This window comes from Microbacterium sp. NPDC080005 (assembly GCF_040702445.1).
Lineage (GTDB): Bacteria > Actinomycetota > Actinomycetes > Actinomycetales > Microbacteriaceae > Microbacterium > Microbacterium oleivorans_D.
In genome coordinates, this window is the sequence record NZ_JBFBLD010000003.1 from 151,918 (window position 1) to 172,434 (window position 20,517).

Sequence of the window (20,517 nt, forward strand, 5' to 3'; positions counted from 1 at the left end):
GCTGGGGGTGCTCGGTGGAAGACCAGTCAATCGCGCCATTGTCTCGATGGTGTTACGCCGGCATCACCGGAGCGAGAAGCCCGACGGTGACCTACGCGGTGGGGCCGCCGTCGGGCTGTGATCCGGCCACGAGGGCGTGGAGCAGACGGGCGAGGTTCTCGATGTCCTCGACGCGCCAGTCCTCGAGGGCTGCGAGGAGCGCACCCTCCTGCGGGCCGCGCGCGTCGGCCAGCCGCTCTCGTCCGAGGCTGGTCGCGCTCAAGAGACTCGAGCGGCCGTCGTTGGGGTCCGGGGTGCGTTCGATGAGTCCGAGCTCGGTCAGCTCGCGGACACTGCGGCTGAGCTGGCCCTTGTCGAGGAGGAGCATCTCGGCGAGGGCGGATTGGGTGACCGGCTCATGCCGGACGATCGTCGTGAAGACCTTGTATGCGCCGGGGAGCATCCCCGGGCTCACGCGATTCGCGTTCTCGGTGATCTTGCGTCGGAAGAGCGTGATCAGGTCGCTGAACTCGCCCTCGAGGGCCCGCACCGCGGCGGTGCGGGCCTCTCGATCGGTCGAGGCGGACATCGTGTCCATGTTACCGACGCGCCTCCGCCGCGGGCTCGTCCGTCGCGGCATCCGAGACGATCGTGGGGACGATGGCCGTCGCGGTGACCGCGTCCATTCCCGCGGGAACGGACACCGTGGCCAGGTCGGCTTCCGACGCCTGGCGACGTTCGGTCGTCGTCATGGTGCTGAGGCTGCGGTTCGGCAGGAAGATCACGGCCAGGATGCTGATCACGCCGAACGGTACGGCGATGAGGAACGCCGACGAGATGCCCTGGGCGTAGATGTCCTCGACGATCACGCGCAGACCTTCCGGCATGGTGGCCACGCGGGGGAGGGCACCGGAGGCGAGCTGCTTCGCCCAGGTCGCTCCTTCCGGACCGAGAGCGGTCAGAGCCGCGGCGATCTTCTCCTGCGCGCCCCCGAACAGGTCGGTGACCCGTGCGGCGAGCGCCGCGCCCATGAGTGAGACGCCGACCGTGCCGCCGAGGCTCCGGAAGAAGGTGACTCCCGAGCTCGCGACGCCGATCTCCGAGGGCTTGGCGGTGTTCTGCACGGCGAGGACGAGGTTCTGCATCGTCATGCCGACACCCGCGCCCAGCAGGAACATGTAGACCGAGACGAGGAAGAAGTCGGTGTCGTAGTGGATCGTCGACAGGAGCGATGCCCCCGCGGTCAGCAGGATGCTGCCCACGACGAGGTACGGCTTCCAGTGACCGAATCGGGTGATGAGCGCACCCACACCGACCGATGAGAGCAGCAGTCCCGCGATCATCGGGATCGTCATGAGACCGGCCTCGGTCGGGGTCGCACCGCGGGCCATCTGCATGTACTGGCCGAGGAAGACCGACGCGCCGAACATCGCGATCCCCGTCGCGATCGATGCGACGACCGCCAGGGTGAAGGTGCGATCGCGGAAGAGCGTGAGCGGCACGAGGGGCTCGCTGGTGCGCAGCTCGACGACCACGAACAGCACCGCGGCGAGGAGGGCGCCACCGACCATGAGGATGGTCTCGATGCCCCACCAGTCGAAGCTGGAGCCGGCGCTGGTGACCCAGATGAGCAGGAGTGAGACCGCCGTCGACAGCAGCACGATGCCGAGGTAGTCGATCTTCGGCCGACGGCTGCTCACGCTCGAGTGGGGCAGGGTGCGCTGCACCATGATGAGTGCCGCGACGGCGATCGGCAGGGACACGAAGAAGTTCCAGCGCCATCCGAACGCGTCGGTGATGACACCGCCGAGCAGAGGTCCGCCGACGGTCGCGACGGCCATGACGGCGCCGAACAGGCCCATGTAGCGGCCGCGCTCACGCGGGCTGATGATGTCGGCCATGAGGACCTGGCTGAGGGCCGCGAGGCCGCCGGCGCCGAGACCCTGCACGGCGCGGAAGGCGATGAGCGTTCCCGGGTCCTGGGCGAATCCGGCCGCCGCGGTGGCGAGCACGAAGATGACGAGTGCGATCTGGTACAGCGCCTTACGGTTCACGAGGTCGGCGAGCTTGCCCCAGATCGGGGTGGAGATCGCTGTGGTGAGCAGCGTCGCGGTCACCACCCAGGTGAAGGCGCCTTGGTCGCCCTCGAGGTCGTGGATGATGACGGGCAGCGAGGTCGAGACGACCGTCGAGGCGATCATCGACACGAACATGCCGAGGAGCAGCCCCGACAGCGGGGCGAGGACCCGGCGCGCAGCGGTGGGGGTCGAGGTGGTCATGCAACTCCTGTTAGATGATTCAAGTCAACATTTGATTGAAGTCAACTATATGCCGATGTTTGATCCGCGTCAACCATCTGTGATGAGGGCGCGCCGAAGAGCCCCCGCGGGCAGAGGGGGCGGCGCGGGTCAGTCCGCGAGGGCGAGGGCGCGGAAGATGTCGCGCTCCCGCAGCTGCTCGCGACGACTGACAGGCGCGGCCACCTCGCGCACCGGCGGAGTCTTACCGGTCGTGCGGTGGTAGAGCTCGTCGATCAGAGCGGTGGCCAGTCGGACGAGAGAGCCGATCTCCGCCTCGTCACGGTCGATCCAGGCGCACCGCGGCTCGTCCCGCAGGGGAACGAAATCCTGGTGCTCCTCCCACACCACGAGCGTGCGCTCGGCGCCGAGGACGTGCTGCTGCCACCACACCTGGCGGAGATACGTGCGCGGGATCGACTTCCAGGTCTTGTTGGTCGTCTTGATCTCAGCGAGTGTGACCCGGCCGGCGGCATCCACCATGATCCCGTCCGGTGTCGCGAGGTGCCGCTTCTCGATCTCGGCGTGGAACAGGGCCGACGACGGGCGGATGCCGTGGGTCGCCGCGACCCATGCGGCGATCTCGGGCTCGCGACGCCGACCGTGGTCGGTGTAGGCGTTGCCGCTGAATCCCGAGCCGTTCAGCTTGGCCTCGGCGGCCCGGGAGATCGCCTTCTCACTGGTGAGGGAGGCGACGTCGGTCGCGGTGATCCCGCGGGAGCGGGCCCGCATCCACGCCACCCGGTCGCGGGAGTCCGCGACGATCCGGGCGGCGAGTTCGGGGGTCACCCGTCGATCCTAAGTCGCCCCTCCCGCACGACGTACCCGACCCGCCGCGCGGCCGTCGCCCGGTCAGACGGTCGCGACGCCGGCGGCGAGCACGTCCCGCGAGAGCGCATGTTCGACGGCGAGGATGCTGGCGCCCAGAACACCCGCCTCGGCGCCGGTCGCCGACTGCACGATGGACAGATGCGCCGTGGCCAGCGGAGCGGAGCGGGCGTAGACCACCTCGCGGACGCCGGCGATGAGGTGCTCGCCGACACGGGCCATCGACCCGCCGATGGCGATGACCGACGGATTCACGAGACTGACGCACGTCGTGAGCACCTCGCCGATGTCGCGCCCGGCCTGCCGGACGGCCTGGATGGCGTCGACGTTGCCGTTCTTGACGAGATCGACCACGTCGCCCACGGTGTGGGCTTCCACCCCCATCGCGCGCAGGCTCCGAGCGATCGCGGGACCCGAGGCGAGCGCCTCGAGGCAGCCGCGGTTGCCGCACGTGCAGGGCACATCCCCGCCGCGCGCGATGTGGACGTGCCCGATGTCGCCGGCGACGCCCTGCGCGCCGCGCTGCAGGTGTCCGTCCGAGATGAGACCCGCCCCGATGCCGGTCGCGATCTTGACGAAGAGGAGGTTGTCGACCGACGGCCAGGCCGTCGCGCGCTCGCCGAGGGCCATCGTGTTCACGTCGTTGTCGACCAGCACCGGCACGGCGATGTGCGCCTGCAGCCAGCCGGGGATGTCGAACCCGTCCCACCCCGGCATGATCGGCGGGGTCGACGGCTTGCCGCTGGAGTGCTCGACGGGTCCCGGGACACCGATGCCGATCGCGGCGACGGCGGTGTCGTCTCGATCGACCTGGGCGAGCAGTCTGCGCGCGCCGTCCAGGAGCCAGGAGAGGACGGCATCCGGTCCGTCGGCGATGTCGATCCGCTCGGAGAACTCCGCGAGGATCGTCCCGGCCAGGTCGGCGATCGCCACCGTCGCGTGAGAGGCGCCGAGGTCGGCCGCGATGACGACCTTCGCGCCGGGGTTCAGCGCGAACTGGGACGGTGGGCGCCCGCCGGTCGACACCTTGTCGGCGACCGCCGTGACGAGCCCGATCCGCATCAGCTCGTCGACCCGCGCGGCGATCGTCGAGCGCGCGAGCCCCGTCGACTTGGCGAGCTCTGCCCGGGTGCGCGGTACTCCGTCGCGCAGCAGCTGGAAGAGCTCGCTGACACCGCTGGCGAGGGAGGGGGAGTCTGTCATCGGGTCACTTCTTCCAGGTCCTGCTGCCGGCGGGCCCCGGCTGTCGTCAATTGTCCCCCCCGGCGGTCCTGGGCGCCGTGCATGTGACGCCGGGGGCGAGGGCTCAGGACGCGCGGCCGGCGGGGCGTGCGAACCGCTGCTGCAGCAGCACCGCCACGACGATGATGACGCCCTTCGCGACGGCCTGGACCGACGACGTGAGGTTGTTCTGGATGAAGACGTTGGTCAGGGTCTGGAAGATCAGGACACCCAGCACGGTGCCCGTGATCGTGCCGCGGCCGCCGATCAGGAGGGTTCCGCCGACCACGACGGCGGCGATGGCGTCCAGTTCGTAGAGCTGACCGTTGACCGACGTGCCCGCCGTCGTGCGGCCGAGGATCATCACACCGGCGATGCCTGCGCAGAGTCCCGAGAGGGCGTAGAGGTACAGGACGTGGCGCTTGACGTCGATGCCGGCCAGGCGCGCCGCCTCGCGGTTGCCGCCGATCGCGACCGTGCGTCGCCCGAAGGTCGTCCGGTTCAACAGGACCCAGCCGAGGACGGCGACCACGAGGAAGATCCAGATGAGCATGTCGACGCCGAGGATGTCGAGGTTCATGAAGGTGATGAACTCCCGCTGCCCGCCGACCTGCAGGGTGCGGCGGTCGGCGAGGATCTCGGCGAGTCCGCGAGCGCCCACCAGCATGGCGAGGGTCGCCATGAAGGCGACCACGTTTCCGTAGGCGATGACGATGCCGTTGAGCAGTCCCGCGAACACGCCCACCGCCAGGGCGACGACCACCATCACGATCCAGTGGGTCTGGTCGGCGAGGTCCTGCACCGCGGCGAGTGCACCCACCACCGAGGCGAGGCCGAGGACCGAGCCGACCGACAGGTCGATCCCGCCCGCGATGATGACGAGCGTCATCCCGATGCTGATCACTCCGACGATCGACGCCTGACGGAGGATCACCATGATGTTCGACAGGCCGAGGAAGGTGTCCGGTGCCGTCGCCGCCCCCACGACCACGAGGACGAGCAGCGCCAGGACGAGGCCGAGGTTGCGCCCGACGGAGCCGGAGAGGATGCGTCGCCACATCGGCGCATCCGGCGTGGCGACGGTGGATGTCGTCGTCGTGGGCTCTGTCGGGGTGAGGGGAGTGTCCGCCCCCGCGGTGGTCTGCTCGCTCACGCGGCGGTTCCTTTCATGACGAGGTCGAGCACTGCGTGCTCGTCGATCTGAGTGGAGGGGACGGTGGAGAGGATGCGACCCTCCGCGACGACGAGCACGGTGTCGGACAGGCCGATCACCTCCTCGATCTCGCTTGAGACGATCACGACCGCGTTGCCCTCGGCGGCGAGCCGCCGGATGAGCGCGTAGATCTCCGCGCGGGCACCGACGTCGACGCCGCGTGTGGGTTCGTCGAGCAGGAGGACCCGGGTCCCGTGCACGAGCCAACGGGCGAGCAGGATCTTCTGCTGATTGCCGCCGGACAGCGTCCGCGCTGGACGATCGGGGTCTGCGGGCCGGAGCTCCAGGGCGTCGATCTGCTGCCGGGCCGCGGTCCGCTCCGCGCGGAAGTCCAGGAATCCTGCGCGAGCGAATCGCGGGATGGAGGGGAGACTCACGTTCATCGAGATCGGCTCGTCGAGGACGAGCCCCTGGCTCTTGCGTTCCTCGGGCGACAGTCCGACGCCCGCGGCGACCGCGTCGACGACCGAGCCCCGCCGCAGTCGACGGCCGGCGACCGATACGGTGCCGGCCGTCGCGCGACGGGCGCCGTAGACGGTTTCGAGGATCTCGGAGCGGCCCGACCCGACGAGCCCGGCGAGGCCCACCACCTCGCCGGCGCGCACCTGGAAGGACACGTCCTCGAACACGCCGCGCAGCGAGAGGCCGTCCACGTCCAGCACGACGGGGGCGTCGGTGGGGAGGGGAGCGTGCGGGGGGAACACGTTCGCGACCTCGCGGCCGGTCATCAGGCGGATGAGCTCCGGTGTCGGGGTGTCGGCCACCGGCAGCCCCGTCGCGGTGGTCCTGCCGTCCTTGAGGACGGTGATGCGATCGCCGATCTGGCGGATCTCCTCGAGTCGGTGGGTGATGTAGACGACGGCGATCCCGGCGGCGGTGAGCTCGCGGACGACGCCGAACAGGTTCTGGACCTCGTGCGTGTCGAGGACGGCCGACGGCTCGTCCATGATGATGAGCTTCACGTCGTGGGAGAGTGCGCGGGCCATCGCGACGATCTGCTTGTTGGCGGCGCTCAGCTGGCTGACCTCGACGTGGGGGGAGAGGCCTCCGTGTCCCAGCCGGCGGAGGAGGTCACGGGTCCTCGCGGCGGCTTCGCCGCGTCGGGTGAACCCGGCGCGGGACAGCTCGTGGCCGAGGAAGATGTTCTCCGCGATGGTCAGGCCGTCGACGACGTCGAGCTCCTGGTACATCGTCGCGATGCCCAGGGCGAGCCCGGCATCCGGGTCCGGGATCTCGACGACCTCGCCTGCCCACCGGATCTCGCCCTCGTCCGGCCGATGGACGCCCGCGAGCGTCTTGATGAGCGTCGACTTGCCCGCCCCGTTCTGACCGAGGATGCAGTGGACCTCGCCGGCGCGGACCTCGAGGTCGACGCCGCGGAGCGCACGAACGCCGGCGAAGGCTTTCGTCACCCCCCGGACGTCGAGTAATGACGATGCATGGTCGACTTTGATCACGCGGTGAACATAACATGCCGACTTCGAGCGGCGCGAGACTCAGAATCCCCGCACGTGTGGGCACGGATCGCGGCATCCGCGTCGCAGACACCCGACAACCGCCTTGATCCCGGTGTCGAGACTTCTGTCGACTCAGAAACAAAAGTTGACGAATCCAACATTCATTCTGTTATGTTCGTCCCGTCAGCGCTGACCCTCCTCGCAGGTGGACTCGAAACCGAGAGGCGCGTTGGCCGCTTCACACCAGAGCTGCATCACATTCAAGGAGGAAGACATGCGCTCACGCATGACCGCCCGGACGCGCCTCGTCCTGACCGGCGTCGCCGCCGCTGCCGCGATCGGCCTGCTGGCTGGTTGTACGGGCACCGGCGCCGATGAGGACAGCGTCGTCGACCAGGGGACCTCGGCCGAGGAGAACGCCGAGACCGGAGACACCGTCACGATCGGCTTCTCGGGCCCCGCCGCCGATCACGGATGGCTCGGCGCCATCAACTCCGGCGCAGCCGACGCCGCGGCCAGCTTCGACGACGTCGAGCTGAAGACGGCAGAGGGGACCAACGACCCCATCGCTCAGATCGCCGCCGTCGAGACCTTCGTCAACGACGGTGTCGACGCGATCGTCCTGCTGCCGACCGACGGCGCCGCGCTCACCGAGGCCGCCATCGCCGCGATGGAGGCGGGCATCCCCGTCATCAACGTCGACCGAGAGTTCTCGAGCCCGTTCGCCGCTCGTGCGACGATCCTGGGCGACAACTACGGCATGGGGGTCTCGGCGGGCACCTACATCTGCGGGCAGCTCGAGGGGCAGTCGGACGCCGTCGTCGCCGAGATCGCCGGCATCGACTCCCTTCCGCTCACCCAGGACCGCTCCCAGGGCTTCAAGGATGCGCTCGAGGACTGCGGGCTCGAGGTCTCCGCCCGTGTCGCCGCCGACTTCACGGTCGCGGGCGGCGAGTCCGCGGCCTCCCAGCTGCTGTCGGCCAACCCGAAGATCGACGCCATCTGGAACCACGACGACGACCAGGGCATCGGCGTCATGGCCGCGATCGACTCGGCAGGCCGCGACGAGTTCTTCATGATGGGCGGCGCCGGCAGCAAGGCCGCGATGGAAGCCATCAAGGCCGACGACACCGTCCTCAAGGCGACGGTCATCTACCCGTCGACCCAGGCGGCCGACGGCGTCGCGCTGGCGCGCCTCATCGCTCAGAACAAGACGCTCGGGGACATCATCACCCCTGGCATCCCGAACCGGATCGTCCTCGACGCTCCGGTGGTCACGAAGGACAACGTCGACCAGTACATCGACCTCTCGTTCGAGTGATCATCGAAGGGGGCGCCCGGTGCGTGGGCGCCCCCACCATCTCCGAGAGGACACCGACATGACGGACACGCTCCGGGTCGCGATGATCGGCCACGGCTTCATGGGCGCCGCCCACTCGCAGGGCTGGCGGGTCGCCCCCAGATTCTTCGACCTGCCGCTCGATCCCGTCATGCACGTCGTGACCGGGCGCGACGCGGCCTCGACCGCCGCTGCCGCAGCGAAGTGGGGATGGTCGGAATCCTCCACCGACTGGCGGGCGACGATCGAACGCGATGACGTGGACGTCGTCGACATCGTCACCCCCGGCGACACGCACGCCGAGATCGCGATCGCCGCGCTCGACGCCGGCAAGCACGTCCTCTGCGAGAAGCCGCTGGCCAACTCCGTGGCCGAGGCCGAGGCGATGACGGATGCCGCGGAGCGCGCTGCGGCGCGGGGCATCCGCGCCATGGTGGGCTTCACCTACCGCCGGGTGCCCGCCGCGACCTTCGCCCGCGACCTGGTCGCCGCCGGCAGGATCGGCGAGGTCCGTCAGGTGCGGGCGGAGTACCTGCAGGACTGGCTCATGGACCCGGAGGCACCGATGACCTGGCGTCTCGACCGGGCGAAGGCGGGCTCGGGGTCGCTCGGCGACATCGGCGCGCACGCGGTGGATCTCGCGGAGTACATCACGGGGCAGACCGTCGACAGCGTCTCGGGCATCGTCGAGACCCTCGTCGAGGAGCGCCCCCTGCTCGGGGAGGGCATCGGGCTCTCGGGCACCGCGAGCACCGAGCGCGGGCGGGTCACCGTCGACGACGTCGCGCTGTTCACGGGGCGGCTGAGCTCCGGAGCCCTCGCGTCCTTCGAGGCGACGCGCTACCGCACCGGTCGCAAGAACGCGCTGCGCGTCGAGGTGTCGGGGACGCGCGGTGCGCTGTCCTTCGACCTCGAGCGGCTCAACGAACTGGACTTCTACGACGCGACCGCGGCTGAGACCGAACTCGGATTCCGCCGCATCCTCGTCACGGAGCACGACCACCCCTACCTGTCGCCGTGGTGGCCCACCGGCCACATGCTCGGCTACGAGCACGGCTTCTCCCACCAGGTCGTCGACTTCACGACGGCCATCGCCGAGGGCACCGCGCCACGGCCGTCGTTCGCCGACGGCCTGCACGTCCAGCGTGTCCTCGACGCGGTGGAGCGCAGCTCTGCGGACCAGAGCCGCTGGGTGCAGACGAACGACTGACCGCGGGACCCCCGCATCCGAGAAAGGATCCGCAATGGCGCGACCGATCACCCTGTTCACCGGCCAGTGGGCAGACCTGCCCTTCGAGGAGGTCGCGCGCCTCGCGGGGGAGTGGGGGTACGACGGACTCGAGATCGCCTGCTGGGGCGACCACCTCGACGTGTCCCGATGGGACGACGCCGCGTACGTCCGCAGTCGGAAGGAGATCCTCGAGCGCAACGGCCTGCAGATGCACGCCATCGCGAACCACCTGGGTGGCCAGGCGGTGTGCGACGACCCGATCGATCAGCGGCACCGCGACATCCTCTCCGACCGCGTCTGGGGTGACGGCGACGCCGAGGGCGTGCGCCGGCGCGCGGCCGAGGGCATGAAGGACACGGCACGGATGGCCGCGAAGCTCGGGGTGAACATCGTCACCGGCTTCACGGGATCCTCGATCTGGAAGTACCTCGCGATGTTCCCGCCGGCATCGCAGGACATGGTCGACGCCGGCTACGAGGACTTCGCCGCCCGCTGGAACCCCATCCTCGACGTGTTCGACGAGGTCGGCGTGCGATTCGCGCACGAGGTCCACCCGTCCGAGATCGCGTACGACTACTGGACCACCCACCGCGCCCTCGAGGCCATCGGTCACCGCGAGGCCTTCGGGCTGAATTGGGATCCGAGCCATATGGTGTGGCAGGACCTCGACCCGGTGTCGTTCCTCTGGGACTTCCGCGACCGCGTCATCCACGTGCACTGCAAGGACACGAAGAAGCGCCTCGGCAATGGACGCAACGGGCGGCTCTCGTCGCACCTCGCCTGGGCCGACCCGCGCCGCGGCTGGGACTTCATCTCCACCGGTCACGGGGACGTGCCGTGGGAGGACGCGTTCCGCATGCTCAACGCGATCGGCTACACCGGCCCGCTCTCGGTCGAATGGGAGGACGCCGGCATGGACCGCCTCGTCGGCGCCCCCGAGGCGCTCGCCTTCGTCCGCCGCCTCTCGACGTACGAGCCGTCCGCCGCGGCCTTCGACGCCGCGTTCTCGTCGCACTGACCCCGGACGCATCCGCTCGCGCTGCTTCTTGTCCACATCGTGTGCTCTGGCCGAGATCACACGCCGTGAACCGTACGAAACGTGTGCCCTCGTCCGGAGAACATGATGTGGGCAGTCGCTTCCTTCTCCACCGAGCGGCAAGGTGCGCCTGGTCTCCGCAGTCGAGGAGCGCGTTCGGCCACGACGGAGCGACGCGCGGGATGCTCGCCGCATGCGCCATATCTCCTTCTCGGAAGCCCGCGGGCTGATCCTCGACCGCGCCTCGCTGGAACGCGCCGGTTGGCGGTCGAGGGACATCACGGCTGCCGTGAAGAGCGGCCGGATGCTGAGGGTCCAACGCAACCGCTACGTCGCCAGCGAACAGTTCGAGCAACTCTGGCCCGAGGCACGTCACCTCGTTCGAATCGCCGCGGTCGACGGCGAGATGAAGGACGGGACGAGCGTCTTCTCGTACCAGTCCGCGGCAGTGCTGTGGGGGCTCCCGCTCGCCCGACATGAGCCGGACGCGGTCCACGCGAGCATGCCGGGGGACGACCGCATGACCAGTCGGCTCGGGCTGCGTCGACACGCAGACCGCCTCGAGCCGTCAGAGGTCGCCGTCCGCCTCGGCGTGCCCTGCACGACACTGGCGCGCACGCTCTGGGACGTGTGCCGCATCCTGCCTCCGTCTGCGGCGGTCGCTGCGGCGGACGCCGCGCTGCGTATCTCGCAGTCGGAATCCGACGATCCCGATGCGGGCGAACGCCTGCGTCAGGGTGCGCTCGAGATCGGCCGACGCAAGCGCGGGTCTCGCGGTGCTGCTCGCGCAGATGCGGTGATCGCCTTCGCGAACCCGCTGGCTGAGAGCACCGGAGAGAGCCTCGCGCGTTGGATGCTCGCCGAGATCGGCTTCACCCGCTTCGCGCTCCAAGTGCCGGTGCGCGGGCCCGGAGGCTCGGACTACCGCGTGGACATCGAACTGGAGGAGGAGAGTGTCTTCGTCGAGTTCGATGGCACGGTGAAGTACCGCGATGAGGCGCTCCGTGCCGGTCGGAACCTGGATGACATCCTGCTCCTGGAGAAGCAGCGGGAGGACTGGATCCGAGGCGTGACGCAGAAGCGTCTCGTCCGCATCGGTTGGGCGGACCTGAGCACGCCGGACGCGCTCGCCGCCCGGTTGGCCGCCTTCCACGTCCGACCCCGTTGCTGAGCCCCCGGCGTCGAGGCCAGGCTCCTCCCGTTGCCCACATCATGTGCTCTCGACGAGCGCATACGTTCTGGACTGTTCCGGAGGTGTGTTTTCGACCAGAGCACATGATGTCGCCGCCGGGAGCCGAGACGCCGGCGCAGAGCGGATGCCGGGATTTGGTGCGCGCGCGGGCGCGGCGTACACTGGTGCACAAGCCAAAGACCGTCGGTCATCGGCGTGCGCTCGCGCACATCGATCGAAGCTCTGCATCGCAGGGGCCCGCGCAGGTGTACGACAGACTTCCGGGAAACCGGGCCGAAGCTCCGTGCGCTTGCGCCGGAGCTTTTCTCATGCAGCCCGACCGTCGAGGCCGACGCTCCGCCACCGCGGGACGTCTCGTACACATCAAGGAGTGACCATGGCGCAGAAGGATGCATCGGTCGCCGAGCTCACGAAGAACTTCGAGGACTCGAACGCCGTCTTGCTGACCGAGTACCGCGGTCTGACGGTTGCCCAGCTCAAGCAGCTGCGCAACGCGATCCGTCAGGACGCGCAGTACGCCGTGGTGAAGAACACGCTGACCAAGATCGCCGCGAACAACGCGGGGATCACGGCGCTGGACGAGGACCTCAAGGGTCCGTCGGCCGTCGCTTTCGTGCACGGCGACTTCGTCGCCACTGCCAAGGCTCTGCGTGACTTCGCCAAGGCCAACCCGCTTCTCGTGATCAAGGGCGGCATCTTCGAGGGCAACGCGCTCTCGGCCGACGAGGTCAACAAGTACGCCTCGCTCGAGAGCCGCGAGGTTCTGCTGGCGAAGGCTGCGGGCATGATGAAGGCGACGATGGGCAAGGCTGCCGCCACCATCGACGCGCTTCGCGAAAAGCTGGAGACCGCTGACGCCGCGTAAGCGACGAGCGAGCTCTTTTACACACACCCCACATATCTAGGAGATACATCATGGCGAAGCTTTCCACCGAGGAGCTGCTCGAGCAGTTCGCCGGCCTCACCCTCGTCGAGCTCAGCGAGTTCGTGAAGGCGTTCGAGGAGAAGTTCGACGTCACCGCTGCTGCCCCCGTCGCCGTTGCCGGTGCCGGCGGTGGCGCTGCTGCTGAAGAGGTTGAGGAGAAGGACTCCTTCGACGTCATCCTCGAGGCTGCCGGCGACAAGAAGATCCAGGTCATCAAGGTCGTCCGCGAGCTCACCTCGCTCGGCCTCGGCGAGGCCAAGGCCGTCGTCGACGGTGCTCCCAAGGCCGTGCTCGAGGGCGCGAACAAGGAAGCCGCCGACAAGGCGAAGGAGGCCCTCGAGGCCGCCGGCGCGACGGTGTCCGTCAAGTAAGGTCCCGCACCTTTCCGAAGGCCTCGGATGCTTCGGCATCCGGGGCCTTCGGCCGTTTCCGGGGGATGCCTGGTGTCAGGACCAGGCGGCGTCGCGCACCGCGGCGCTCGAGGCCCCGGTGGGCGTGGACGTCGAGTTCCGGACGACCAGCCGAGGGCGGATGATGACGCTCGTCGGCTCGGCGGTCGGGTCCTCGATGTGGCGCATGAGCAGCTCCACGGCCGTCGCGCCCTGCTCCCGGGGCACCTGTCGCAGTGTCGTGAGCGCGAACATCTCGGCGTTCTCGTGATCATCGATGCCGATGACGCTGAGATCGGATGGGACGAGGATGCCGAGACGACGCGCCGCGATGATGGCACCGATGGCGACCTCGTCGCACGCGGCGACCAGCCCGGTCGGTCGCTGCGCGGGGTCGCTGAGCAGATCGACCGCCGCGGCGTACCCGGCCGACATCGTCAGTTCGGCGGGGGTGCGGGTGATGTGGTCGGCGAGGCCGGACTCGCGCATCTCGCGTTCGTAGCCCTCGTAGCGGGCGGACTCCACGTGCGGCCACAGCGACGCCGACGTCCCTCCGAGGAAGGCGATGCGCCGGTGTCCCAGTGAGACGAGGTGCGCCGTCGCCAGGGCGGCCGCGTGCGGATCGTCGAGGGTCACCACGCTCGTGCTGCGCTCGGTACCGATGACGCTCACGACCGGCCGGCTGAGGGAGAGGAGGGTGTCCAGTTCGCTCTCGGCCGGTTCCAGGCCGACGGCGATGAGCCCGTCGAACCTCTTGCGGGTGAGGAACTCGTCGAACACGCGGCGGCGGGTCTGGCTGCCCGGGTCCGCGTCGTACAGCGTGAGGTCCAGTCCCCGTTCCAACAGGGCTTCCTGGATGCCCTCGAGCACCTCGGCGAAGAACCACCGATTGACGTGGGGCATCACGACACCGACGTTGCGGGTGCGCCCTGTCGCGAGACTGACGGCACTGGTGGACGGCGTGTAGCCGAGCCGGTTGGCCGCTTCGTGCACACGCCGGCGCGCGTCGGCCGATACCTGGGTGCTGCCCGTCAGGGCACGACTGGCCGTCGCCTTCGATACGCCGGCCTCACGTGCGACGTCGGCGATGGTGCTCATCGGTCCTCCTCGACCCCGTCCGACCGTCCCCTCGGTCGAGCACTCAGCGTAGTGCCTGAGCGGGCAATTCGGAACCGGTTCCGGCCGCGAGCCGTGAGAGCGATCCCACGGAGTCGGACCCGCGACACTCTAATGGTTGCAGAACCTTGATATTTCGCTGTTGTGTCGCGGCCCGTGGAACAGTAGGTTGTCCTGGAATCGGTTCCCCAAGGATGCGGCCAAGGCTCCTCTGGGTGGACGATGATCCCGAAAGAGGAGAAGTACATGGCATTGTCACAGCGATACCGTCTTCTTGCCCCGGTCGCCCTCCTGGGCGCGGCAGCACTGGTGCTGGCCGGGTGTGCAGAAGGTGGCACCGAGGGCGAGGGCGGCACGGGCGGCGAGGCGAAGACGACCGTCCGCATCGCCGGAGGCATCACCGGCGGTGAGGCCGACGCCCTCAACAAGTCGTTCGAGAAGTTCACCGCCGACACCGGCATCACGGTCGAGTACACCGGCGACAAGTCGTTCGAAGGAAACATCGTCACGAAGGTCACGGGCGGCGACGCCCCGGACATCGCGATCGTTCCGCAGCCCGGTCTGCTGAAGACGCTCGTCGACACCGGCAAGGTGCTCCCGGCATCCGACGCCGTCGAGAGCGCGGTCGACGAGAACTGGTCGCCCGACTGGAAGAACTACGGCACGTTCGACGACGAGTTCTACGCAGCTCCCATGCTCGCGAACCTGAAGGGATACGTCTGGTACTCCCCGAAGCAGTTCGCCGAGTGGGGTCTCGAAGTCCCCAAGACGTGGGACGAGATGATCGCCCTGACCGACAAGATCGTCGAGACCACCGGCGGACCCGCGTGGTGCGCCGGATTCGCCTCCGACGCGGCCTCGGGATGGCCCGGCACCGACTGGATCGAGGACCTCGTCCTGCGCCAGTCCGGACCCGACGTGTACGACCAGTGGGTCGCCGGTGACGTGAAGTTCACCGACCCGCAGATCAAGGACGCGTTCGACGCGGTCGGCGACATCCTTCTCAACCCCGACTACGTCAACGCCGGCTACGGCGACGTCAAGAGCATCAACTCGACGGCCTTCGGTGACGTGGCCGCGGCGGTCGCGAGCGGTGACTGCGCGCTCACCCACCAGGCGTCGTTCCTGTCGGCGAACTTCCTCGACGTGCAGACCGCGGACGGCCAGACCCCCGAGGTCGCGCCCGAAGGCGATGTCTACGCATTCATCATGCCGGGCTACACCGAGGGCGAGCTCCAGGTCGAGGGTGGCGGCGAGTTCGTCGCCGGCTTCTCGGACGACGAGTCCACCCAGAAGGTGCTGGAGTTCATGGCTTCTCCCGAGTTCGCCGACGCTCGTGTCGAGCTCGGTGGTGTCATCTCCGCCAACAAGAACGCCAACCCCGACCTCGCCTCCAGCGAGTTCCTCAAGGAAGCGATGACGACGCTCCAGGACGAGTCGACGGTCTTCCGCTTCGACGCCTCCGACCTGATGCCCTCCACGGTGGGCTCGGGCTCGTTCTGGAAGGGCATGGTCGACTGGATCGACGGCAAGGACACCGACACGGTGCTCTCCGACATCCAGGCCGGTTACGAGAACTGATCGTCTCGTGACGATCGGTTGAGCCGAGCGGGGCCGGGCTGAGACGCCCGGCCCCGCTTCTCCCATCCACTCCGCCCGGTACGTCGCTGTACTCAGAAGGGGACACCTATGTCGCAGACGACCGTCGACAGGCCCGTCGACACCGAACCTCCCGTCACCACCCATGCCACCGACCCGAAGGGGCGCGCGGTCACCCGTATCGTCGTCGCCGTCGGGTTCGTCCTGATCGTCGCCGTCGCACTCCTGCTGGCCTTCACGGCGTCCAGCGAGGAATCCTCGCGCATCACGATCGGGTTCTCGCTCAACAGCTTCTTCCTCTGGCTCGGCGGACTGAACCCGCTCGTCCAGATCCCCGTCATCCTGGTGGTCTTCGGCATCGTCGTCGGGATCATCCTGGTCCTGATCGAGTTCGCCCCGCGCCCCGGCCGCGGCTACTTCATCATGCGGCTGGCGGCCTGCCTGATCATCCCGCTGCTGGCGTTCCTGCTGCTGCGCCCCTACGCGAACGCGGTGGTGTACGTCGTCGCGATCGCGCTCCTGGTCGGTGGACTGCTCTTCTTCGCCGACTTCCGTTCCCGGCAGGGCGCCGGCTACCTGTTCCAGCTCATCCTCTTCATGGCCCCGGCCAGCATCATGCTGATCCTCGGCCTCATCTACCCGGCGATCTCGACGATCTTCAAGTCGTTCTTCGACAAGTCGGGCGACCAGTTCGTCGGCCTCGAGAACTACATCTGGGTGTTCACCAACCCGACCGGCACGGCGTCGGTCGTCAACACCCTGCTGTGGGCGCTTCTGGCCCCCACGATCTCGGTCGTGATCGGCCTCGCGTACGCCGTCTTCATCGACCGCGCCCGCGGCGAGAAGATCCTGAAGGTGCTGGTGTTCATGCCCGTCGCGATCTCGTTCGTCGGCGCCGGCATCATCTGGAAGTTCATGTACGACGCGCGTCAGGGCGACCAGGTCGGTCTGCTGAACGCCATCGTCACGGCCTTCGGGGGCGACCCGGTGCAGTGGCTGGCCATCAAGCCGGTCATCAACACGCTCATGCTTCTCGTCGTCTTCATCTGGACCCAGACCGGCTTCGCGATGGTGATCCTGTCGGCGGCCATCAAGGCGGTACCCGTCGAGCAGATCGAGGCGGCGCAGCTGGACGGCACGAACGCGTGGCAGCGATTCCGCAACGTCACGGTCCCCGGCATCCGCTCGTCGCTGATCGTCGTGCTCACGACCATCACGATCGCCTCGCTGAAGGTCTACGACATCGTCGCCGTCATGACCGGCGGTCGCGATGAGACGACCGTTCTCGGCTTCGAGATGGTCAACCAGCAGCAGCGGTTCCAGAGCTACGGGCACTCGTCGGCCCTGGCCGTCGTCCTGTTCCTGTTCGTCCTGCCGCTGATCATCTACAACGCCCGATCGATGGCCAAGCAGAGGGAGATCCGCTGATGACCGTCGCAGCACCCACCACACCGGTCGACAACCGCACGGCCCGTCAGGTCGCGCGCGACACCCGCAAGAACGAGGCGATCGCCCACAGGAAGCTGACCTCGAAGGGTGCGACGATCGCGGCCGTGATCATCGCCATCTTCTGGACGATCCCGACGTTCGGCCTCTTCGTCACCTCGTTCCGACCCGGAGCCGACACGCAGTCGACCGGGTGGTGGACGGTGTTCACGAACCCCGACTTCACCCTCGACAACTACTTCGAGGCGTTGAACTCGGGCGGCACCTCCACCACCCTGGCCGCGGCGTTCGTGAACTCCCTCGCGATCACGATCCCCGCGACGGTGTTCCCGATCGTCATGGCGGCGCTGGCGGCCTACGCGTTCGCGTGGATCGACTTCAAGGGGCGGAGCGCGCTGTTCGTCTTCGTGTTCGCCCTGCAGATCGTGCCGCTGCAGATGGCGCTCGTGCCGCTGCTGTCCCTCTTCTCCGAGGGCCTCACGATCAACGAGGTGCCGATCTTCCCGGGCTTCGGTCTCAACGACGTGCAGTACAGCTTCGCCCGCGTCTGGATCGCGCACGCGATCTTCGCGCTGCCGCTGGCGACGTTCATGCTGCACAACTTCATCGCGGAGATCCCTGGTGAGGTCATCGAGGCGGCGCGCGTGGACGGCGCCGGTCACGGTCAGGTGTTCTTCCGGATCATCCTGCCGCTGGCCGCTCCGGCGATCGCCTCGTTCGCGATCTTCCAGTTCCTGTGGGTCTGGAACGACCTGCTGGTCGCGACGATCTTCGCCTCGCCCGGCGCCCTGCCCATCACGCAGGCGCTGAACTCGCTGTCGGGAACCTGGGGCAACCGCTGGTTCCTGCAGTCGGCCGGTACGTTCATCTCGATCATCGTGCCGCTGATCGTGTTCTTCGCACTGCAGCGCTTCTTCGTGCGCGGCCTGCTCGCGGGCGCGACGAAGGGCTGAGCCCCGAACGACGAAGAGGGGGATGCCGGTGGTCACCGGCATCCCCCTCTTCGTTCGTCTGCGGGTCAGTCGCCGCAGCCCAGGCGCTCCTGCATCGAGGTCATCGCCTGGATCTCGAACGTCTGCCCCTTGATCATGGTCTCGGCGACCGTGCGGACGCGCTCGTCCGAGGCGAGGTCGACCGCGGCCTCCGCCATCGGTATCGCACCCTGGTGGTGGCGGATCATCAGAGTGAGGAACGAGCAGTCCGCCTCCTGACCGGTGGCCGTCTTGAGCGCGGTCAACTCGGCATCCGAGGCCATGCCCATCTGCTCGCGGACCTCCTCGTCGGACAGCGGCTCGCCGTCGCTGCCGCCATGGGCGTGGCCGGCGGAATCGGATGCCGCCATCCAGGCCATCGGCTGATCGTCGTACTGCGGCAGCCCCCATCGGACCAGCCAGTCCAGCATCTCGCCGCGCTGCGACGACTGCCCGGTCGCGATGTCGTACGCGAGGGCGCGGAGCTCGTCGTCCTCGGTCTCGGCGTAGATGGTCATCGCCATGTCGACGGCCTGCGCGTGGTGCATCTGCATGTCGCGGGCGAAACCCGCATCTGCGGAGCCCTCACCCGGGGTCGAGCCGGCGATGCCGAACGTCGAGAAGCGACCGATCGCGAACGCCACCGCGGCGATGGCGAGGCCCACGAGCACCAGGACCCACCAGGGCGGGAGGGTGCGCCCGACGCCCGGCTCGTCGTCGACGGTGCTGTCGGTCACTGCTTGCCGGGTGCGTCCAGGGCGCCGGTGCACGCGGCACCCGGCTCGGGACCGTTGACGTTGCGCCAGTAGGCCTTGATGAACTCGCCGATGCGCTCGTCGTCGGGGGAGTCGACCTTGAGCTGGGCGTTCCATGCGCTGACGGCGATCGGGGTGTCCATGTCCTCGTAGGGCGAGAGGATCGTGTAGTCCGACGGCAGCTGTGCGTCGAGGGCGTCGATACCGGCCTGGTCGACCTGAGCGGGGTCGTAGGTGATCCAGACGGCGCCGTGCTCGAGGGCGTGGACGGCGTTCTCGTTCGGGACGGGCTGATCGTAGACGCCGCAGTTCAGCCACACCGCGTTGTGGTCGCCGCCGGCGGGAGGCGTCTGCTCGTAGTCGACGGCGCCCTCGACGTGGTTCGCGGTGTGCTCGAAGGTCTGCACACCCGAGATGCCCGAGCCGTCGCCGTCACCGCGCGCGACGGTCACCGGGCGGGGAGTGAGGACGACCGAGGCGACCACGAGGCCTACGATCACGACGGCGGCGGTGGCGCCGACGATCCACCAGGTGGTCTTCGTGCGGCGGCGCTTGGCGAGCTGCCGCTGATACTCGGCGAGCTTCTGCTGCTTCTGCTGCTCGCGCTGCTGCTTCACGGTGAGGTTCAGCTGCGCCTGCGTCGCGGGGTTGCCGCTGGTCCGCTTGCCGGTGGGATCGTTCGGGGTCATGGGGGTGGCCTCGTCGGTCGGGATGAATGGGCGCGGGCGCGCTCCCGAAGATTTTATTCGCCTGCATCTGCACGAGCCCTGGGGGAGCGGGTTTCATAGCGTCTCGTGACGTGGGAGGCATGGAGTCCCGCGCGCGCAAGGGGTGCGTCCGGGATGACGATGTCGGCCAGGATGGGGCGATGACGGTCCCCACGCACGAACATGAGATCAGCATCGGTCTGCGCCTCGCGGTCATCGGCGCCATCCTCCTCGTCGCGGCTGTGGCGACCGGGATCGCCGTCGAGTCGACGGACTCCGAGCTGATCGACCTCGACGCGTGGTGGAACAGCTACGTGGCGACGTTCCTGCCCGGCATCCGTCCCGTCGCGCTGCTGATGAACGTCCTGGGCGCCGGGGTCATCGGCACGTACGTCGTGCCCCTGGCGGGCGCGGCGCTCCTGTTCCTGTTCCGGCGGCCCTGGGGTGCCGTCTTCTTCCTCGCGGCGTCCATCGCCGGCGCCCTCGTCGTGCAGTTCCTCAAGGGACTGTTCAGTCGGGTCCGCCCCGAGGAGATGCTTGTCATCTCCGACCACGGGTCGTTCCCGTCCGGTCACACGGCGAACGCCGCCGTGATCGCCACCGTCGCGGTCATCCTCTTTCCCCGCGTCTGGGTGGTCGTCGTCGGACTCGCGTGGACGCTGCTCATGGCGTTCAGTCGCACCCAGGTGCACGCGCACTGGCTGACCGACACGCTGGGTGGGACGGTGCTGGGGGTCGCCACGACGCTCCTCGTCGCCGCGGCTCTGACGATCCCGGTCGTCCGCGAACGCGAGCGCCGGCTCTCGCTAGGCTGAG

Annotated in this window: 19 protein-coding genes; 10 read left to right on the forward strand and 9 right to left on the reverse strand. The window is 68.5% G+C overall.

Annotation, left to right across the window (positions count from 1 at the left end):
• Window positions 1-91: 91 nt before the first annotated feature.
• From AB0259_RS13985 to AB0259_RS14010, 6 genes are all read right to left on the reverse strand, one after another.
• On the reverse strand, window positions 92-568 hold the full coding sequence (locus tag AB0259_RS13985; protein WP_251578863.1) for a MarR family transcriptional regulator: 477 nt from the start codon (window positions 566-568) through the stop codon (window positions 92-94).
• Between the two features lie 10 nt (window positions 569-578).
• Window positions 579-2,258, reverse strand: coding sequence for an MDR family MFS transporter (locus AB0259_RS13990; protein WP_366223095.1), 1,680 nt, complete (start codon window positions 2,256-2,258; stop codon window positions 579-581).
• A gap of 129 nt (window positions 2,259-2,387) precedes the next feature.
• Window positions 2,388-3,065, reverse strand: a complete 678-nt coding sequence (locus AB0259_RS13995) for a YqaJ viral recombinase family protein (protein WP_251578875.1) — start codon at window positions 3,063-3,065, stop codon at window positions 2,388-2,390.
• A 63-nt stretch (window positions 3,066-3,128) separates the two neighbouring features.
• Window positions 3,129-4,307, reverse strand: coding sequence for an ROK family transcriptional regulator (locus AB0259_RS14000; protein ID WP_251578877.1), 1,179 nt, complete (start codon window positions 4,305-4,307; stop codon window positions 3,129-3,131).
• A gap of 103 nt (window positions 4,308-4,410) precedes the next feature.
• Complete coding sequence (locus tag AB0259_RS14005) at window positions 4,411-5,478, reverse strand: ABC transporter permease (protein WP_251578879.1); 1,068 nt, start codon at window positions 5,476-5,478, stop codon at window positions 4,411-4,413.
• Entirely contained in the window at window positions 5,475-6,950 is a 1,476-nt protein-coding gene (locus AB0259_RS14010) for a sugar ABC transporter ATP-binding protein (protein WP_366223096.1), read from the reverse strand. The genes AB0259_RS14005 and AB0259_RS14010 overlap by 4 nt, the downstream gene beginning before the upstream one ends.
• Before the next feature lie 319 nt (window positions 6,951-7,269).
• Between AB0259_RS14010 and AB0259_RS14015 the strand changes: the two genes are divergently transcribed.
• From AB0259_RS14015 to rplL, 6 genes are all read left to right on the forward strand, one after another.
• Window positions 7,270-8,316: a substrate-binding domain-containing protein gene (locus AB0259_RS14015; protein ID WP_251578883.1), complete on the forward strand. Its 1,047-nt coding sequence runs from the start codon at window positions 7,270-7,272 to the stop codon at window positions 8,314-8,316.
• 82 nt (window positions 8,317-8,398) lie between these two features.
• Window positions 8,399-9,544, forward strand: a complete 1,146-nt coding sequence (locus tag AB0259_RS14020) for a Gfo/Idh/MocA family oxidoreductase (RefSeq protein WP_366223172.1) — start codon at window positions 8,399-8,401, stop codon at window positions 9,542-9,544.
• A 34-nt stretch (window positions 9,545-9,578) separates the two neighbouring features.
• Window positions 9,579-10,583, forward strand: coding sequence for a sugar phosphate isomerase/epimerase (locus AB0259_RS14025; protein ID WP_366223097.1), 1,005 nt, complete (start codon window positions 9,579-9,581; stop codon window positions 10,581-10,583).
• A 211-nt stretch (window positions 10,584-10,794) separates the two neighbouring features.
• A complete protein-coding gene (locus tag AB0259_RS14030; protein WP_366223098.1) occupies window positions 10,795-11,772 on the forward strand; it encodes a hypothetical protein in 978 nt (325 codons plus the stop codon).
• 397 nt (window positions 11,773-12,169) lie between these two features.
• A complete protein-coding gene (rplJ, locus tag AB0259_RS14035; protein WP_064002996.1) occupies window positions 12,170-12,658 on the forward strand; it encodes a 50S ribosomal protein L10 in 489 nt (162 codons plus the stop codon).
• A gap of 50 nt (window positions 12,659-12,708) precedes the next feature.
• Window positions 12,709-13,089 (forward strand): 50S ribosomal protein L7/L12, encoded by a 381-nt coding sequence (rplL, locus tag AB0259_RS14040; protein WP_018186979.1) that lies wholly within the window; start codon window positions 12,709-12,711, stop codon window positions 13,087-13,089.
• A 75-nt stretch (window positions 13,090-13,164) separates the two neighbouring features.
• Here rplL and AB0259_RS14045 read toward each other — a convergent pair whose 3' ends face one another.
• On the reverse strand, window positions 13,165-14,205 hold the full coding sequence (locus AB0259_RS14045; RefSeq protein WP_251578889.1) for a LacI family DNA-binding transcriptional regulator: 1,041 nt from the start codon (window positions 14,203-14,205) through the stop codon (window positions 13,165-13,167).
• Window positions 14,206-14,469: 264 nt separating this feature from the next.
• On the opposite strand from AB0259_RS14045, the gene AB0259_RS14050 reads away from it, so the two are divergent.
• The 3 genes from AB0259_RS14050 (at window position 14,470) to AB0259_RS14060 (ending at window position 18,221) form a co-directional block, all read left to right on the forward strand.
• Complete coding sequence (locus AB0259_RS14050) at window positions 14,470-15,804, forward strand: extracellular solute-binding protein (RefSeq protein WP_366223099.1); 1,335 nt, start codon at window positions 14,470-14,472, stop codon at window positions 15,802-15,804.
• A 108-nt stretch (window positions 15,805-15,912) separates the two neighbouring features.
• A complete protein-coding gene (locus AB0259_RS14055; RefSeq protein WP_366223100.1) occupies window positions 15,913-17,250 on the forward strand; it encodes a sugar ABC transporter permease in 1,338 nt (445 codons plus the stop codon).
• Window positions 17,250-18,221 (forward strand): carbohydrate ABC transporter permease, encoded by a 972-nt coding sequence (locus AB0259_RS14060; RefSeq protein ID WP_251578902.1) that lies wholly within the window; start codon window positions 17,250-17,252, stop codon window positions 18,219-18,221. The genes AB0259_RS14055 and AB0259_RS14060 overlap by 1 nt, the downstream gene beginning before the upstream one ends.
• A 65-nt stretch (window positions 18,222-18,286) precedes the next feature.
• Here AB0259_RS14060 and AB0259_RS14065 read toward each other — a convergent pair whose 3' ends face one another.
• Both AB0259_RS14065 and AB0259_RS14070 read right to left on the reverse strand, forming a co-directional pair.
• Entirely contained in the window at window positions 18,287-18,976 is a 690-nt protein-coding gene (locus AB0259_RS14065) for a DUF305 domain-containing protein (protein WP_366223101.1), read from the reverse strand.
• Entirely contained in the window at window positions 18,973-19,683 is a 711-nt protein-coding gene (locus AB0259_RS14070; RefSeq protein WP_251578906.1) for a DUF3105 domain-containing protein, read from the reverse strand. Before AB0259_RS14070 ends, AB0259_RS14065 begins: the two co-directional genes overlap by 4 nt.
• Window positions 19,684-19,862: 179 nt before the next feature.
• Here AB0259_RS14070 and AB0259_RS14075 point away from each other — a divergent pair, with 179 nt between their 5' ends.
• Window positions 19,863-20,516 carry a phosphatase PAP2 family protein gene (locus AB0259_RS14075; protein ID WP_366223102.1) on the forward strand — a complete coding sequence of 218 codons (654 nt, stop codon included), beginning with the start codon at window positions 19,863-19,865 and terminating at the stop codon, window positions 20,514-20,516.
• Window position 20,517 lies beyond the last annotated feature (1 nt).

What these genes read in the sequence shown, in the direction of transcription:
- AB0259_RS13985 (WP_251578863.1), bottom strand. Translation starts at nt 568, where the DNA reads ATGTCCGCCTCGACCGATCGAGAGGCCCGCACCGCCGCGGTGCGGGCC.
- AB0259_RS13990 (WP_366223095.1), bottom strand. Translation starts at nt 2,258, where the DNA reads ATGACCACCTCGACCCCCACCGCTGCGCGCCGGGTCCTCGCCCCGCTG.
- AB0259_RS14000 (WP_251578877.1), bottom strand. Translation starts at nt 4,307, where the DNA reads ATGACAGACTCCCCCTCCCTCGCCAGCGGTGTCAGCGAGCTCTTCCAG.
- AB0259_RS14015 (WP_251578883.1), top strand. Translation starts at nt 7,270, where the DNA reads ATGCGCTCACGCATGACCGCCCGGACGCGCCTCGTCCTGACCGGCGTC.
- AB0259_RS14020 (WP_366223172.1), top strand. Translation starts at nt 8,399, where the DNA reads ATGATCGGCCACGGCTTCATGGGCGCCGCCCACTCGCAGGGCTGGCGG.
- AB0259_RS14025 (WP_366223097.1), top strand. Translation starts at nt 9,579, where the DNA reads ATGGCGCGACCGATCACCCTGTTCACCGGCCAGTGGGCAGACCTGCCC.
- AB0259_RS14030 (WP_366223098.1), top strand. Translation starts at nt 10,795, where the DNA reads ATGCGCCATATCTCCTTCTCGGAAGCCCGCGGGCTGATCCTCGACCGC.
- rplJ (WP_064002996.1), top strand. Translation starts at nt 12,170, where the DNA reads ATGGCGCAGAAGGATGCATCGGTCGCCGAGCTCACGAAGAACTTCGAG.
- rplL (WP_018186979.1), top strand. Translation starts at nt 12,709, where the DNA reads ATGGCGAAGCTTTCCACCGAGGAGCTGCTCGAGCAGTTCGCCGGCCTC.
- AB0259_RS14045 (WP_251578889.1), bottom strand. Translation starts at nt 14,205, where the DNA reads ATGAGCACCATCGCCGACGTCGCACGTGAGGCCGGCGTATCGAAGGCG.
- AB0259_RS14050 (WP_366223099.1), top strand. Translation starts at nt 14,470, where the DNA reads ATGGCATTGTCACAGCGATACCGTCTTCTTGCCCCGGTCGCCCTCCTG.
- AB0259_RS14055 (WP_366223100.1), top strand. Translation starts at nt 15,913, where the DNA reads ATGTCGCAGACGACCGTCGACAGGCCCGTCGACACCGAACCTCCCGTC.
- AB0259_RS14060 (WP_251578902.1), top strand. Translation starts at nt 17,250, where the DNA reads ATGACCGTCGCAGCACCCACCACACCGGTCGACAACCGCACGGCCCGT.
- AB0259_RS14070 (WP_251578906.1), bottom strand. Translation starts at nt 19,683, where the DNA reads ATGACCCCGAACGATCCCACCGGCAAGCGGACCAGCGGCAACCCCGCG.
- AB0259_RS14075 (WP_366223102.1), top strand. Translation starts at nt 19,863, where the DNA reads ATGACGGTCCCCACGCACGAACATGAGATCAGCATCGGTCTGCGCCTC.